Annotated in this window: 12 protein-coding genes; 4 read left to right on the forward strand and 8 right to left on the reverse strand. The window is 70.2% G+C overall.

The features are described from left to right. Positions 1-17: 17 nt before the first annotated feature. The 3 genes from L324_RS11690 to L324_RS11700 form a co-directional block, all read right to left on the reverse strand. Complete coding sequence (locus L324_RS11690; protein ID WP_037306338.1) at positions 18-557, reverse strand: bifunctional nuclease family protein; 540 nt, start codon at positions 555-557, stop codon at positions 18-20. A gap of 11 nt (positions 558-568) precedes the next feature. Then, the gene (gene ctaD / locus L324_RS11695; protein ID WP_037306340.1) at positions 569-2,338 is read right to left on the reverse strand and encodes an aa3-type cytochrome oxidase subunit I; all 1,770 of its coding nucleotides are present in this window, start codon (positions 2,336-2,338) and stop codon (positions 569-571) included. A gap of 107 nt (positions 2,339-2,445) precedes the next feature. Next, positions 2,446-3,354: a LysR family transcriptional regulator gene (locus L324_RS11700; protein ID WP_037306341.1), complete on the reverse strand. Its 909-nt coding sequence runs from the start codon at positions 3,352-3,354 to the stop codon at positions 2,446-2,448. A gap of 71 nt (positions 3,355-3,425) precedes the next feature. Between L324_RS11700 and L324_RS11705 the strand changes: the two genes are divergently transcribed. Further along, the gene (locus L324_RS11705) at positions 3,426-4,418 is read left to right on the forward strand and encodes a YeiH family protein (protein ID WP_037306342.1); all 993 of its coding nucleotides are present in this window, start codon (positions 3,426-3,428) and stop codon (positions 4,416-4,418) included. Here the strand turns inward: L324_RS11705 and L324_RS11710 are convergent. Together L324_RS11710 and L324_RS11715 are read right to left on the reverse strand one after the other, a co-directional pair. After that, positions 4,396-5,571 carry an MFS transporter gene (locus L324_RS11710; RefSeq protein WP_081736296.1) on the reverse strand — a complete coding sequence of 392 codons (1,176 nt, stop codon included), beginning with the start codon at positions 5,569-5,571 and terminating at the stop codon, positions 4,396-4,398. The two genes, L324_RS11705 and L324_RS11710, sit on opposite strands and share 23 nt — an antisense overlap. 56 nt (positions 5,572-5,627) lie before the next feature. Continuing rightward, positions 5,628-6,524: a DMT family transporter gene (locus L324_RS11715; RefSeq protein ID WP_037306343.1), complete on the reverse strand. Its 897-nt coding sequence runs from the start codon at positions 6,522-6,524 to the stop codon at positions 5,628-5,630. Between L324_RS11715 and L324_RS11720 the strand changes: the two genes are divergently transcribed. Both L324_RS11720 and L324_RS11725 read left to right on the forward strand, forming a co-directional pair. Then, the gene (locus tag L324_RS11720; RefSeq protein ID WP_037306344.1) at positions 6,523-7,947 is read left to right on the forward strand and encodes an aminotransferase-like domain-containing protein; all 1,425 of its coding nucleotides are present in this window, start codon (positions 6,523-6,525) and stop codon (positions 7,945-7,947) included. The two genes, L324_RS11715 and L324_RS11720, sit on opposite strands and share 2 nt — an antisense overlap. Positions 7,948-7,997: 50 nt before the next feature. Further along, positions 7,998-8,696, forward strand: a complete 699-nt coding sequence (locus L324_RS11725; protein WP_051173859.1) for a Crp/Fnr family transcriptional regulator — start codon at positions 7,998-8,000, stop codon at positions 8,694-8,696. On the opposite strand, the gene L324_RS11730 is transcribed toward L324_RS11725, so the two are convergent. After that, on the reverse strand, positions 8,668-9,228 hold the full coding sequence (locus L324_RS11730) for a hypothetical protein (RefSeq protein WP_037306345.1): 561 nt from the start codon (positions 9,226-9,228) through the stop codon (positions 8,668-8,670). The genes L324_RS11725 and L324_RS11730 overlap by 29 nt on opposite strands. A 12-nt stretch (positions 9,229-9,240) precedes the next feature. Beyond that, the gene (locus L324_RS11735; RefSeq protein WP_037306346.1) at positions 9,241-9,837 is read right to left on the reverse strand and encodes a hypothetical protein; all 597 of its coding nucleotides are present in this window, start codon (positions 9,835-9,837) and stop codon (positions 9,241-9,243) included. Between the two features lie 173 nt (positions 9,838-10,010). Here L324_RS11735 and L324_RS11740 point away from each other — a divergent pair, with 173 nt between their 5' ends. Further along, positions 10,011-11,528 (forward strand): sialidase family protein, encoded by a 1,518-nt coding sequence (locus tag L324_RS11740; protein ID WP_037306347.1) that lies wholly within the window; start codon positions 10,011-10,013, stop codon positions 11,526-11,528. A 56-nt stretch (positions 11,529-11,584) separates the two neighbouring features. On the opposite strand, the gene L324_RS11745 is transcribed toward L324_RS11740, so the two are convergent. Next, positions 11,585-12,994, reverse strand: coding sequence for an MDR family MFS transporter (locus L324_RS11745; protein ID WP_051173860.1), 1,410 nt, complete (start codon positions 12,992-12,994; stop codon positions 11,585-11,587). Between the last annotated feature and the right edge of the window lie 166 nt (positions 12,995-13,160).

Consider the following 13,160-nt stretch of genomic DNA (forward strand, 5'->3'; position numbering starts at 1 on the left):
TCATGGCGTCTCCGGGGTTAGACAGGCGGCTCAGGAGGCAGGTCCCCGAAGTCCTCGGGCACGATCTTGTCCAGCGCCGCGCGGAACTCCTCCACCTCGCGCTCCTGCTCGACCGGGTCCGCCGGTACCGACGGCAGTTCGGCGTCGGGCCCGGAGCCGACGATCTCGACCCGTACCGAAGCGACCTCCAGCACCGAGTCGGCCACCTTGATCGCGACACCGGCACGCAGCCCGATCGCGACCGCGTCACTCGGCCGGGCGGAGACGCGGATATCGGAGTCCAGGACGAGATCCGCGAAGAAGATGCCGTCCCGCAGCGCGGTGACCTCGACGCCGGTCACGTGATGCCCGAAAGATTCCACCACCTGACCGATCAGTTCGATCGTGCCGGGCCGGGGCAGCTGGATCTTCTCCTGCGCGAGCGCCACCGCGCTCGCCTCGGGGCCGCCGATCGTGATCGCCAGCCAGCGACGTTCGCCCTCTCGTTCTCGCAGCAGCATCACCGGCGCCGCTTCCGGAGCCAGGACTGCCATCCCCTCGACGTCCATCGGGATCATGCGCGGGTACCTCATTCCTTCGGTGGGCCGGTGTCGTCGTCGGCCAGTGCCTTGTCCGCCACCACTTCCGACGGTGCCATCCGGTCGCGGCGCTGGAACGGGGTCGTATGCCCCTCGGCGCGCAGCCGGGGGATCATGTGCGGGTAATGGAGTTCGAACGCCGGGCGTTCGGACCGGATCCTCGGCAGGTCGAAGAAGTTGTGCCGGGGAGGCGGGCAGGTCGTCGCCCATTCCAGGGAATTCCCGTGCCCCCACGGGTCGTCGACCTCGACGATCTCCCCGAACCGGTAACTGCGGACGACGTTCCAGAGGAACGGCAGCACCGACGCGCCGAGCAGGAACGCGCCGATGGTGGAAATGGTGTGCAGCAGGGTGAAACCGTCGCTGCTCAGGTAATCGGCGTAGCGGCGCGGCATTCCCTGGTTGCCGAGCCAGTGCTGGACCAGGAACGTCGTGTGGAAGCCGATGAAGGTGGTCCAGAAATGCAGTTTCGCGAGCCGTTCGTCGAGCATCCGCCCGGTCATCTTGGGGAACCAGAAGTAGATCCCGGCGAAGGTGGCGAACACGATGGTGCCGAACAGCACGTAGTGGAAGTGTGCCACCACGAAGTAGGTGTCGTGGATGTGGAAGTCCAGCGGCGGCGCGGCGAGGATGATCCCGGTCAGCCCGCCGAGCAGGAACGTCACCATGAACCCGATCGACCAGAGCATCGGTGACTCGAAGGTGAGCTGTCCCTTCCACATGGTGCCGATCCAGTTGAAGAACTTGATCCCGGTCGGCACCGCGATGAGGAAGGTCATGATGGAGAAGAACGGCAACAGCACCGCGCCGGTGGCGAACATGTGGTGCGCCCACACGGCGAACGACAACGCGGTGATCCCGATCGTCGCGAACACCATGAGCTTGTAGCCGAACAGCGGTTTCCGGCTGAACACCGGGACGATCTCGGTGATGATGCCGAAATACGGCAGCGCGACGATGTAGACCTCGGGATGGCCGAAGAACCAGAACAGGTGCTGGAACAGGATCGCCCCGCCGTTGGCCGGATCGAAGACGTGCGCGCCGAGCCGTCTGTCCGCCTCCAGCCCGAACAGCGCCGCGGTGAGGATCGGGAACACCGCCAGGATCAGGATGGTGGTGAACAGGATGTTCCAGGTGAACAGCGGCAACCGCCACATGGTCATCCCCGGCGCCCGCAGGCAGAGGATGGTGGTGATCATGTTGACCGCGCCGAGGATCGTCCCGAGCCCGGAGACGATCAGGCCCATGATCGCCAGATCGGCCCCCACCCCCGGGGTGTGCGCGGCGTTCGACAGCGGCGTGTACATCGTCCAGCCGAAGTCGGGAGCGCCGCTCGGCGTGAGGAACGCGCTGAGCGTCATCAGCCCGCCGAAGAGGTAGAGCCAGTAGGAGAACGCGTTCAGCCTCGGGAAGGCGACGTCCGGGGAGCCGATCTGCAGCGGCAGGATGTAGTTGGCGAAGGCGAAGAGGTTCGGGGTCGCGTACAGCAGCAGCATGATGAGGCCGTGCATGGTGAACAGCTGGTTGTACTGCTCCTGCGAAAGGAACTGCAGCCCCGGCCTGCCCAGCTCGCCGCGCATCAGCAGGGCCATGAATCCGCCGACGAGGAAGAACCCGAACGACGTGCACAGGTAGAGCAGGCCGATCGTCTTGTGGTCGGTGGTGCGCACGACGTTGAGGAACACGCTGCCCTTGGGGGCGCGAAGTCGTCCGCCGAAGCGCACGGCCTCCGGGCGAGACGAGGTCTTCACCGCGGTCATGGGCGACTCCCAGCACGAGGACACACCTTCAGAAAGCTGGTACCCCTCCAGGAGAGCCCCTACACCCCGGCTTTTCAAGAGCCGGCGGACGATTCGTCCGTTCGCCGTCAGCCGCGCGGATTCCGGGAGCGGACCGCGAGGGCCAGCAGCGCGGCGGCCGGTCCGGCGAGCCGCCGCCCGGCGGGCCACACCGCGCGCAGTTCCCGCCCGAAGTCGACACCCTCGACGGCGACCGCGACGAGCCTGCGGTCGGCGACGTCGCGGGCGACGTCGAGTTCGCTGATCACCGCCGGACCGGCGCCCGCGATCACGGCGTTGCGGACGGCGGACGCGGAACCCAGTTCCAGCAACGGTTTCGCCGGACCCACCCCGGCCTTGCGCAAGGCGGTGTCCACGGTTTCCCTGGTCCCGGAACCGGGTTCGCGGACCACCAGCGGCGTGACCGCCAGTTCGGCCGCGGTCAGCGCGCGGCGCCTGCGCGCCCACGGATGGCTTCCGGCCACGACGAGGACCAGGCGATCGGTGGCCACCCGCTTCGACGAGAGGCCGGGCAGCGCGCCAGGCGACTCGACGAACCCGAGGTCGACCTTGCCCTCCCTGGCCAATTCGGCCGCTTGATCGGAGTTCGTCACCTCCAGTCCGAGGTACAGCCCCGGGTTCCCGCGTTTGAGTTCGCCGATCCAGCCCGGGACCAGATGTTCGGCCAGCGTCATGCTCGCGGCGACGCGGAGTTCCGCCTCGTGCTGGGTGCGCAGCGCTTCGGCGCCGTCGAGGAGACCGTCGAGTTCGGACAGCACGCGGTGCGCCCAGCCCGCGATGACCCGGCCGTCGGGGGTGAGCGCGGACCCCCGCCGCGTGCGGTCGACCAGCACCAGCCCGAGCCGTCGCTCGATTGTGGACAGTCGTTTGCTCGCCGACGGCTGCGCGATCCCGAGCCTGGCCGCGGCCTGCCCGATGCTGCCGAGTTCGTCCACGAGCACCAGCAGGCGCAGGGAGTCCAGATCGGGTGCGGTCATAGCCCAAGTCTATGACCTACCCCCAGTATTCACCGCTACCGAGGCCGCCTCTTCGGGACGAGGCTCGAACCATGAGCACCACGCACGCGAGACCGACGAGGCCCTACCTGACCGCCCTGGCCATCACCGGCGCCGGAGTGGCCGCCGCCTACCTGGTCGGCACCGCGGTCCCGGTCGTCAGCGCGCTCACCATCGCCGTCGTGCTCGGCATCCTCGCCGGCTCCCTGCCCGCGTTGTCGGACGAGACCCGGAAGGCGATCTCCGGCGTCACCAAGAAACTGCTCCGCGCCGGTGTCGTGCTGCTCGGTCTGCAACTCTCACTCCCCTCGGTGCTGGCGCTCGGCCCCGGCACCCTGCTCGCCGTCGTGCTCACGGTGGGCATCACGTTCCTCGGCACGATCGGCCTCGGCAGGCTCCTCGGCGTGCCGCGCGGACTGGCGATGCTGGTCGCGACCGGCTTCTCGATCTGTGGCGCGTCGGCGATCGCCGCGATGGAAGGCGTCGTCGAACGGGAGGACTCCGACGTCGCGACCGCGGTCGCGCTGGTCACCTTCTACGGCGGGCTCGCCATCGCGGCCGTCCCGCTGCTCGGCGGCTGGCTGCGCCTCGACGCGGTCCGGATCGGCGAATGGGCCGGGCTCAGCGTGCACGAGGTCGCGCAGGTCGTCGCCGCGGCCACCCCCGCGGGCGGCGCCGCCATCGCGGTCGCCATCGTGATCAAGCTCAGCCGGGTGGTCCTGCTGGCCCCGATGGTCGCCGCGGTCGGCGTGCACGAACGCCACCGCCCGGCCGACGGCGGCAAGCGCCCGCCGCTGGTTCCGCTGTTCGTCCTCGGTTTCCTCGCGATGGCCGCCCTGCGCAGCACCGGGATCGTGCCGGGCGCCGCGCTCGACGTCGCCAAGGTCGGCTGCACGCTGCTGCTGGCCGGGGCGCTGTTCGGACTCGGCTGCGCGGTGCGGATCGGCACGCTGGTCCGCACCGGGGGCCGTGCCCTGCTGCTCGGCCTGCTCTCGACCCTGCTGGTCGGGACCACCGCGCTGGTCACGCTGGCCGTACTCGGCTGAGCACGGCCACCGCGAGCAGGGCCACCGCGCCGCCGGTGAACATCACCGCCGGGACGGACACGGCGTCGACGACGAAGCCACCCAGCAGCGCGCCCGCCGAGAGGGTCGCCTGGAACGACGAGGTGAACAGCACCGACGCCGCCTCGGGATAGCGCGGTGCCGCCTTCGCGAACCACGTTCCCGAACAGACCGGGACGGCGCCATAGGCGAAACCCCAGATCACCAGCAGCACGAGCGCGCCCGCCCGCGTGTCGCCGGCGAACGGCAACGCGCAGGTCGCGACCCCGATCAGCCCCGCGGCGGCGAGGAAGGTCAGGCGGAGGTCGCGGGCGATCGCCGCACCCGCGGCGAAGTTGCCCGCGATCCCGGCGGTGCCGTAGACGAGCAGGAAGACGGTGATCAGCTCCGGGCTCACCTGCGTCACTTGGCGCAGGAGCGGCGTGACGTAGGTGTAGGTCCCGAAATGGGCGAGCACGACCAGCACCGTGACGAGCAGGCCGAGTCTGGTGGCCCGCCCGCGCGTCATCTCGCGCAGGACGTCGAGCCGGGTGCCGCCCGCCGACGGCAGTGGCGGCAGCGACAGGGCCAGCGCGGCGAGCACGCCGAGCGTGAAGACACCCATCACGGCGAAGGCCGCTCGCCAGCCGAGCAGTTCGCCGACGAACGTTCCCGCGGGCACACCGAGCACGGAGCCCAGCGGCACGGCGGAGAAGATCACCGCGGTCGCCGTCCCCGCCCGCGCGGGGCCGACGAGCCGCGTGGCGAGCCCGGAGCCGATCGCCCAGAACGCGCCGATCACCAGTCCGACCAGGATCCGCGAGACGAGCACCGCCCAGTAGGCCTGCGCTGTCGCCGCGAGGACGTCGGCCAGCGCCAGCACCACCATCAGGCCGCACAGCAGGACGCGGCGGTCGAGCCGTCCGGCGGCGACGGTGACCGCCGGGGCGGCGAGCGCGGCGACGAAGCCGGGCAGTGTCATGGTCAGGCCCGCCGTCCCCGCTGTGATCCGGAAGTCCTCTCCGATCGGGGTCAGGAGGCCGATCGGCAGGATCTCCGTGGTGACGAGGGAGAAGATCCCCAGCGTCACCGCGAGGACGGCGAGCCATCCCTTCACCGGTGTCCGCGCGGAGGTGTCGAGGGTCGAAGCGGTCATGCGCTCCAGCCCATCACCGCGCGGGCACCGTGGTCTGGCGGATTCGCGACGTGGATCTAGCTCCGGGAGCGTTGGGTCACCACGATGCAGGCGACGACGATCAGCGCCGTCACCGGCGCGGCGGCCGGGAGGTGCTCACCGAGCAGCAGGACCGCCCAGACCAGCGTCAGCAGCGGCTGGGCGAGCTGCAACTGGCTGGCCCGCGCGACCCCGATCTCCGCCATTCCCCGGTACCAGGCGAAAAACCCGCCGAACTGGGAAATGAGGGCGACGTACAGCAGGCCGATGATCCCCTCACCGGTGACGTGCAGCGGCTCGGTCGCGAGCCCGAAGACGGCGAACGCGCCGGTGACCGGCAGTGCCATGACCAGCGCCCAGGCGATCACGTGCCAGCCCGCCATTTCCCTGGCCAGCCTGCCGCCCTCGGCGTACCCGAACGCGCACAGCACGAGCGCGCCGAACAGGAACAGGTCCGCTGTGGACAGTCCGCCGCCGCTCTGCGCGACGGTGAACACCACGACCGCGCTCGCGCCGACCGCGGCGGCGAGCCAGAACCGGCGGGACGGCCGGTGCCCGGTCAGCTTCGAGGAGATGACGGCGGTGGCCAGCGGCAGCAGCCCGATCACCACCGCGGAATGCGCCGTCGAGGACGTCTTGAGCGCGAGCGTGGTCAGGATCGGGAAGGCGAGGACACAGCCGAGGGAGACCACGGCCAGGCCCCGCCATTGGTCGCGCCTCGGCAGCGGGACCCGGAAGACCTTCAGACAGGTGCCGGCGACCAGGGCGGCCAGGACGCTGCGCAGCCCGGTGGCGGTCCACGCGTCGAAGCCCTTGAGCGCCCACACGGTGGCGGGGAACGTGAACGAGAAGGCGAGGACACCCAGCGCCGCCAGCGCGGTCCCGGAGCGGACCGCTACTGCCCGGTCCGCGATAGCGCTATCATCCAGTCTCATGTCCGATGGTAGCAGCGTCACCAGCCTGGTCACACAGCTGCGGGCTGACCTCGACCGCTATCCGGTCGACGGAAAGCTCCCGTCGAGCCGGGAACTCGTACGGCAGCTGAAGGTGAGCCCCGTGACGGTGTCGCGCGCCATCGCCGCACTCGCCGCGGAAGGCCTGGTGATCACCCGCCCCGGCGCCGGGGTCTTCCGCGCGCCGCCGCCGCGCGAGTCGTCGGTGACCGGCGACGTCTCCTGGCAGGAGGTGTCGCTGAGTTCGCAGTCCGGTATCCGCGCGATCGACGCGACCGGCGTGCTCGCCGCGCTGAGCGACCCGCCCTCGGGGGTCATCGACCTCAACGGCGGCTACACGCATCCCAGCCTGCAACCGGAACGGGACCTCGCGGCCGCGTCGGCCAGGGCCGGACGCCGTCCCGGTGCCTGGACCCGGCCGCCGATCTGCGGCCTGCCCGAACTGCGGGCCTGGTTCGCCAGGGACATCGGCAGCCCGGTGAACGTCGAGAACGTGCTGGTCACCGCGGGCGGGCAGAGCGCGCTGACCACGGCGTTGCGCGCGCTCGGCGCCCCCGGCGCGCCGGTGCTGGTCGAATCCCCGACGTACCCGGGGATGCTGGCCATCGCGCGGGCGTCGGGGTTGCGGCCGGTCCCCGTGCCGATCGACCGCGACGGCGTCCGGCCCGAACTGCTCGCGGACGCCTTCCGCGACACCGGTGCCCGGTTGTTCGTCTGCCAGCCCGCGTTCCAGAACCCGACGGGCGCGGTCCTCTGCGCCGAACGGCGGGCCGAGGTCCTGCGGATCGCCCGTGAGGCGGGCGCTTTCGTCATCGAGGACGATTTCGCGCGGCTGATGGCCCATCCCGGCAGCCCGCCGCCCCCGCCGCCGCTCGTGGCCGACGACCCCGACGGCGTCGTCGTGCACATCCGGTCGCTCACGAAACCGGCGTCACCGAGCCTGCGGATCAGCGCGCTGGCCGCCCGCGGGCCCGCCTTGGAACGCCTGCGCGGACTGCACGCCGTCGAGAGCTTCTTCGTGCCCCGTCCACTCCAGGAAACCGCGCTGGAGCTGGTGAGTTCTCCCGCCTGGGCCCGTCATCTGCGGACCCTCACCGCCTCGCTGCGCGAACGTCGCGACGTCGCCGTCTCGGCACTGCGGGAATTCCTGCCTTCCTGGAGCGCCGTCCCGGTTCCGACCGGGGGCTATCACCTGTGGCAGCCGCTCCCCGGATCCGCCGACGAAATGACGTTGACCAGCGCCGCTTTCCGCGCCGGAGTAGCGGTCACCCCCGGCAGGTTCTACTTCGCGGCCGAGGCGCCGGGGCCCTATCTGCGCCTGAGCTACGTCAGTGCCGCGACCGGCGCACAGGTGCGGGACGGGATCCGGCGCCTCTCCCAGGCGTATCACGAGCTCCCCGGTTAACGCCGGACGGCGCCTGCTCGTACCATCGCGCACGGAGGCGACGAGAAGGCATGACACAGCCGGCGGCGGAGCCGCACGATTCACCGGGCAGGCTCTGGGAGCTGCTCGACGACGTCCAGCGCAAGGCGCTGCGCGCCGCGGCCGAGCTGCGCCGGTACCCAGCCGGGACGGTGATCATCCGCGAGGGCGACCGCTCGGACTGGGTGCTGATCCTGATGACCGGGCGGGTCAAGATCACGTCGGTGTCCACCGGCGGTTACGACGCCGTGCTGGCCGTCCGCGACCCTGGCGACATCATCGGCGAGATGGCCTCGATGGACGGCAGCCTGCGTTCGGCCACGGCGATCGCCGTCGAACCGGTCACCGGGCTGTGGCTGTCCTCGCGGGCGTTCAACTCCGTGCTCCGCGAACACGCCGGTATCTCCGTGGTCCTGCTCCGGATCATCACCTCCCGGTTGCGCTACGCCAACTCGCGCCGCACCGAATTCGGGGACAGCACCGCCGCCGAGCGCATCGCCGCGATCCTGGTCGACCTCGCCGAGCGGTACGGCGTCCCCGTACCCGACGGCACGCTGATCGCCTTGCGCATCAGCCAGCGCGATCTCGCGGGACTCGCGTCCGCGTCACGGGAAGCCGTCGCCAGGACGTTGCGGACCCTGCGCGCCGACGGGCTGCTCAGCACCGGGCGCCAGCGGCTGGTCGTCCGGAGCCTGCGCGACCTCAGGAAACTCGCGCCCGACGAGCACTGAGCCGCCACGGCAGGCCGAAATGCCGTTCCACCCGCGCCCCGGTGGCCGAGAGCAGCTTCCGCACGCGCGGCTCGTTCTCCGGATCGAAGTCCGGCGTGGTCTCGATCAGGCCGCCGAGTTCGCGGACGAGCCGGGCCGCGGCCGTCCTCGGCACCAGCAGGACCCGCACCGGCGCGAGACTGCGCACCGCGGGCGGTGGCGCGACGAGGTCGATCCGGGCCCGCATCAGACCGGTCAGCCTCGCCAGCCAGAGGAACGCCCCTGTCACCGCCCAGGCCACCAGTTCCGCCAGGAGGACCGGCGACAGGATCAGCGCGAGCCCCGCCACCTGCGTGGCGGCGAACCCCAGCATGAGCAGGTCTTCGAAGCCCAGGCGTTCCTTCTCGGCGGACCGGCCGCGGTGCCGGGTGAACGACACTTCCCGGTAGCGCTCGCTTTCGGTGACGATGGCGATCGGGCGGATCCGGCGCAGCCACGGCGCGAACCGGCGCACGATCAGCCACTCGCCGCCGTCGGCATCGGTCACCCGCATCGCGTTCCTCCCTCATCGGTGACCGGATCCTGACACAGATCTCCGCCAGAGGAGGGTCCGATGGGATTCCACCCGCGCGCCGAACCGGGTGAGTGCCTCGCGGACGGCGGGCTCGCCGGGATCGAACATGACGCGTTCCCGGAGCAGGGCGCACAGCTCGATCGTCAAGGGCTTCGCCAGGTCGTCGTGCACCCTGAGGATCGTCAGCGAGACCAGCCCGCTCTGATCCTTGTGCCAGCCGGCGACGTCGACCCTGGCCGGCGCGTTCCGGAACCACCGCACCAGCCGCGCGACGGAACCCGCGACGGCCTGGCCCGCCATTTCCAGCAACAGGAACGGCAGCAGGAAGATCCCCAGCAGCAGGTACACCGGGAACTTCACGAGTGCCTCCAAGGCGACCAGCACCCCCACCGTCCCGACGAGCACCTTGTCCACGGGCGTGTCCTCGTGGCCCTCGACGCCGTCGCCGGACTCGAGCTTCCAGTACGCGGTGAGCTCGTAGTGCCGGTAACCGCCGGTGAGTCCGGCGAAGGGCTGGACCCACCGGCGCCACGGCGCGAACCGGCGATCGACCACCCACCCACGTCCCTCGGGATCGATCACCTTCATCGGCCCTCCCCTGCTCTCGCGCCGTGTCCGACGAGACCGACTCTGTCAGCGAAAGCGCCGCGGTTCTGCGTCACCTGACACACAGCGCGAAACCGGGTTGTACGCGCCTTGTACGACAGGGAAGGACTCTGATCTCCCGTCACCCGGAATCGCATCCAGGACGGAGTACTCCCGTGAAGATCTCCCGCGTCGCACAGGGCCTGTTCGCGGCCCTCGTCGCCACCGCGGCGGTCGGCGCATCCCCGGCCACCTCCCTCGCCGCACCGGTGTCCACCGACCAGGTCTCGGCCGCCGCCGTCGGAAACACGTTGGTGTACAAAGAGAAAACCGAAGGTTACGACTGCTTCAGAATCCCCGCCGTGGTCAAGGCGAACAACGGCGAACTGCTCGCCTTCGCCGAAGGCCGCAAGGGCGGCGCCAGCTTCTGCAACGACCGCGGCGACATCGATCTCGTCGTGAAGCGCTCGGCCGACAACGGGAAGACCTGGAGCGCACCGAAGATCGTCATCGAAGGTTTCGGTGACACCAAAGGAAACCCGACGCCGATCGTGATCCCGTCCACCGGGCGGATCGTGCTGCTCTCGGTGATGGAATGCGTCAAGAACCCCGACTGCAACCGGATTCCGCGCGTGTCGATCAGCGACGACCACGGCAAGACCTGGACCGCGCCCAAGGTGCTCACCACGCAGCTCGGGTTCAGCTCCGCGCCGGGCTGGCTCGCGACCGGCCCGTCGCACGGCATCGTGCTGACGCGGGGCGCGCACGCCGGCCGGATCGTCGCGGGGATGAGTTACACCATCGGCACCGCGAACAGCGGCGCGCTCATCTACAGCGACGACCAGGGCGTCACCTGGAAGCGCGGCGCCACCGACACCCCGGCGACCACCGCGCTGAACCCGCAGGAGATCAGCGTCACCGAGCTGCTCGACGGGCGGGTCTACGCGGCGGCGCGCAACCAGGCCAACAACGACGACAAATGCCTCAGCGGCGGTGCGAAGAACCGCGCCTACGCCCTCAGTTCCGACGGCGGAGCGAGTTTCTCCACCAAGTTCACCTTCGAAGAGGACCTGATCACCCCGGTCGTCCAGGCCTCGACCGCGCGGATGACCGCGACCGACAAGGCCGGCAAGTACAACCGGATCCTGTTCGCCGCGCCGTCGGTCTGCGACCGCCGCAAGGAGCTCGTCGTGCGTTCGTCGTTCGACGAGGGCGCGAACTGGCAGGGCAATTCCGCCGGAACGCTGGTGTGGAGCGGTGACGCCGCCTACTCCGACATGGTCCAGCTGTCCTCGGGTTCGGTCGGCGTGCTGTACGAAGCGGGTCCGGCCGGCAACGCCAACGAGACCATCCGCTTCTCGACCGTCACCGAGACGACGCTCGGCGCCCCGGCGTGCGGCGGCGGCTACGGCGTCATCGATTCGGCTCCGCTCGGGACCGCGGGCACGGTTTACCTGTCCTACAACGCTTCCAACGGACAGAACTGTGTCAGCACGATGAAGAGCACGTCGGCGGGCACCGCCACCGCGACGTCGGCCTACCTCGAGGTCCAGGGCTCGTCCCGGATCACCGACTCCGGCTCGTTCGCCTGGTTCGCGGGCCCGGTCCGCGCTTCCGCCGCGGGCAAATGCGTGAAGTGGGGCGGTTCCGCGGGCGGGACGGCGTACAACAGCCCGGTCGAACACTGCGACTGAGCAGCCGGTCTCGTGAGTGGTAATGACGGTTCTAACCGTCATTACCACTCACGAGGTCAAGCACGCCGCGAAACCCCCCAGAGCCTGATTCCCAGTGCCACCGCGATCACGGCCGCGGCGGTGAGCCACCAGAACGTCACCCGGAACGCCATCGCCGTCCCCGACGGCAGCAGGTTCGCCAGCACGACGGCGAACAGCGCCGTCCCCGCCGCCCCGCCGACGCGGCTGACGATGTTGATCTGCGCGACGGCGTCGGGCAGCTGCTCCTTGGTGACGGCCGCGTAGCCGGCCGTCGTCGCGGGCAGCAGCAGGAAGGCCACGGCCAATCCCCTGGCCACCAACAGGATCTGCACGACGACACCGTCCGGCGGGAAGCCGCCGATCGCGAACGGGACGGTGGTGGCGAGCGTCGCGGCACTCCCCCACGCCGCCACGAGGCCCGCGCTGTACCGGTCGGTGAGCCTGCCGGAGACCGGCAGTGCGATCGCCGTGCCGACCCCGAGGCTCATCAGCAGCAGGCCCGTCTCGATGACCCCGTTCCCGCCCTGCACCTGGAAGTACAGCGGCAGCAGGAAAAGCGCGCCGAACAACGCCGGGGCGGCGAAGAAGGAAAGCGCGACAGCCGCGGTGTAGACCCGGCTCCGGAACAAGGTCAGGTCCATGACCGCGTCCGCCCGCCCCCACGAGCGCCGGACGAACAGCGCCAGCAGCGCGATCCCGGCCGCGAGCGGCGCCAGCACACCCACACCGAACTCCGCGCCGCCCTCACCCCAGGTGGTGAGCCCGTACAGCAACGCCGGGATCCCCAAGCTCACCAAGAGGAAACCGAGCCAGTCGGGACGCGCCGCCGCGCCCTTCTCGCCACGGGGAACCAGGCGCAGGCCGAGCACCAGGGCGACCACGCCGATCGGGATGTTGATCAGGAACAGCCATTCCCACGACAGCCCGCGCAGCAGGACACCGCCGAGGACCGGGCCGAACGTCGGGCCCACACTCATCACGATGCCCAGCGTTCCCATGACCCGGCCGAGCCGGGCGGGCCCGACGGCCTGGCCGAGCACCGTCTGCCCGGCGGGCACGAGCAACCCGGCGGCGAGGCCCTGCAGTACCCGCAGCCCGATCAGCCAGCCGACGTTCCCGGCGAGCGCGCACAGCGCCGACGCCACGGTGAACGCCGCCAGCGACATCAGCCAGACCCGGCCCGCGCCGAACCGGCGGCTGAGCCAGCCGCACAACGGCAGCGCGATCGCGAGCGCCACCAGATACACGGTGAAAACCCATTGCACGGAAGCGATTCCGGCGCCGAGTTCCTGGGTGAGCGTCTCGGCGCCCACCGCGAGGACCGTGGTGTCCAGCATGGTCATGAACGCGCCGAGCACGATCACCCAGGCCATCCGCCAGGCCTCGGCCGGAACCTTGTCCGGCGGCGGGGCCGCCTCCGCCCGCCGTTGTGCCGATACAGCCATCGGGATGTTCTCCTCACGTGCCAGGGGATCTTGACCTGGCCCACGCTAAAACCTCTACTTAACTCAAGGTCAAGCGAAGAACACCCGTCTCATAAGGCTTCGCAAGGATGTCGTGAGTGGTAAGTGTCGTTAGAACGACACTTACCACTCACGACCTGCAGCTCGC

It is taken from the genome of Amycolatopsis orientalis DSM 40040 = KCTC 9412, from assembly GCF_000478275.1.
Lineage (GTDB): Bacteria > Actinomycetota > Actinomycetes > Mycobacteriales > Pseudonocardiaceae > Amycolatopsis > Amycolatopsis orientalis.

Coding starts and splice junctions, on each gene's coding strand:
- ctaD (WP_037306340.1), bottom strand. CDS start 2,338: ATGACCGCGGTGAAGACCTCGTCTCGCCCGGAGGCCGTGCGCTTCGGC.
- L324_RS11715 (WP_037306343.1), bottom strand. CDS start 6,524: ATGAGACTGGATGATAGCGCTATCGCGGACCGGGCAGTAGCGGTCCGC.
- L324_RS11735 (WP_037306346.1), bottom strand. CDS start 9,837: ATGAAGGTGATCGATCCCGAGGGACGTGGGTGGGTGGTCGATCGCCGG.
- L324_RS11705 (WP_037306342.1), top strand. CDS start 3,426: ATGAGCACCACGCACGCGAGACCGACGAGGCCCTACCTGACCGCCCTG.
- L324_RS11730 (WP_037306345.1), bottom strand. CDS start 9,228: ATGCGGGTGACCGATGCCGACGGCGGCGAGTGGCTGATCGTGCGCCGG.
- L324_RS11700 (WP_037306341.1), bottom strand. CDS start 3,354: ATGACCGCACCCGATCTGGACTCCCTGCGCCTGCTGGTGCTCGTGGAC.
- L324_RS11690 (WP_037306338.1), bottom strand. CDS start 557: ATGATCCCGATGGACGTCGAGGGGATGGCAGTCCTGGCTCCGGAAGCG.
- L324_RS11720 (WP_037306344.1), top strand. CDS start 6,523: ATGTCCGATGGTAGCAGCGTCACCAGCCTGGTCACACAGCTGCGGGCT.
- L324_RS11745 (WP_051173860.1), bottom strand. CDS start 12,994: ATGGCTGTATCGGCACAACGGCGGGCGGAGGCGGCCCCGCCGCCGGAC.
- L324_RS11725 (WP_051173859.1), top strand. CDS start 7,998: ATGACACAGCCGGCGGCGGAGCCGCACGATTCACCGGGCAGGCTCTGG.
- L324_RS11710 (WP_081736296.1), bottom strand. CDS start 5,571: ATGACCGCTTCGACCCTCGACACCTCCGCGCGGACACCGGTGAAGGGA.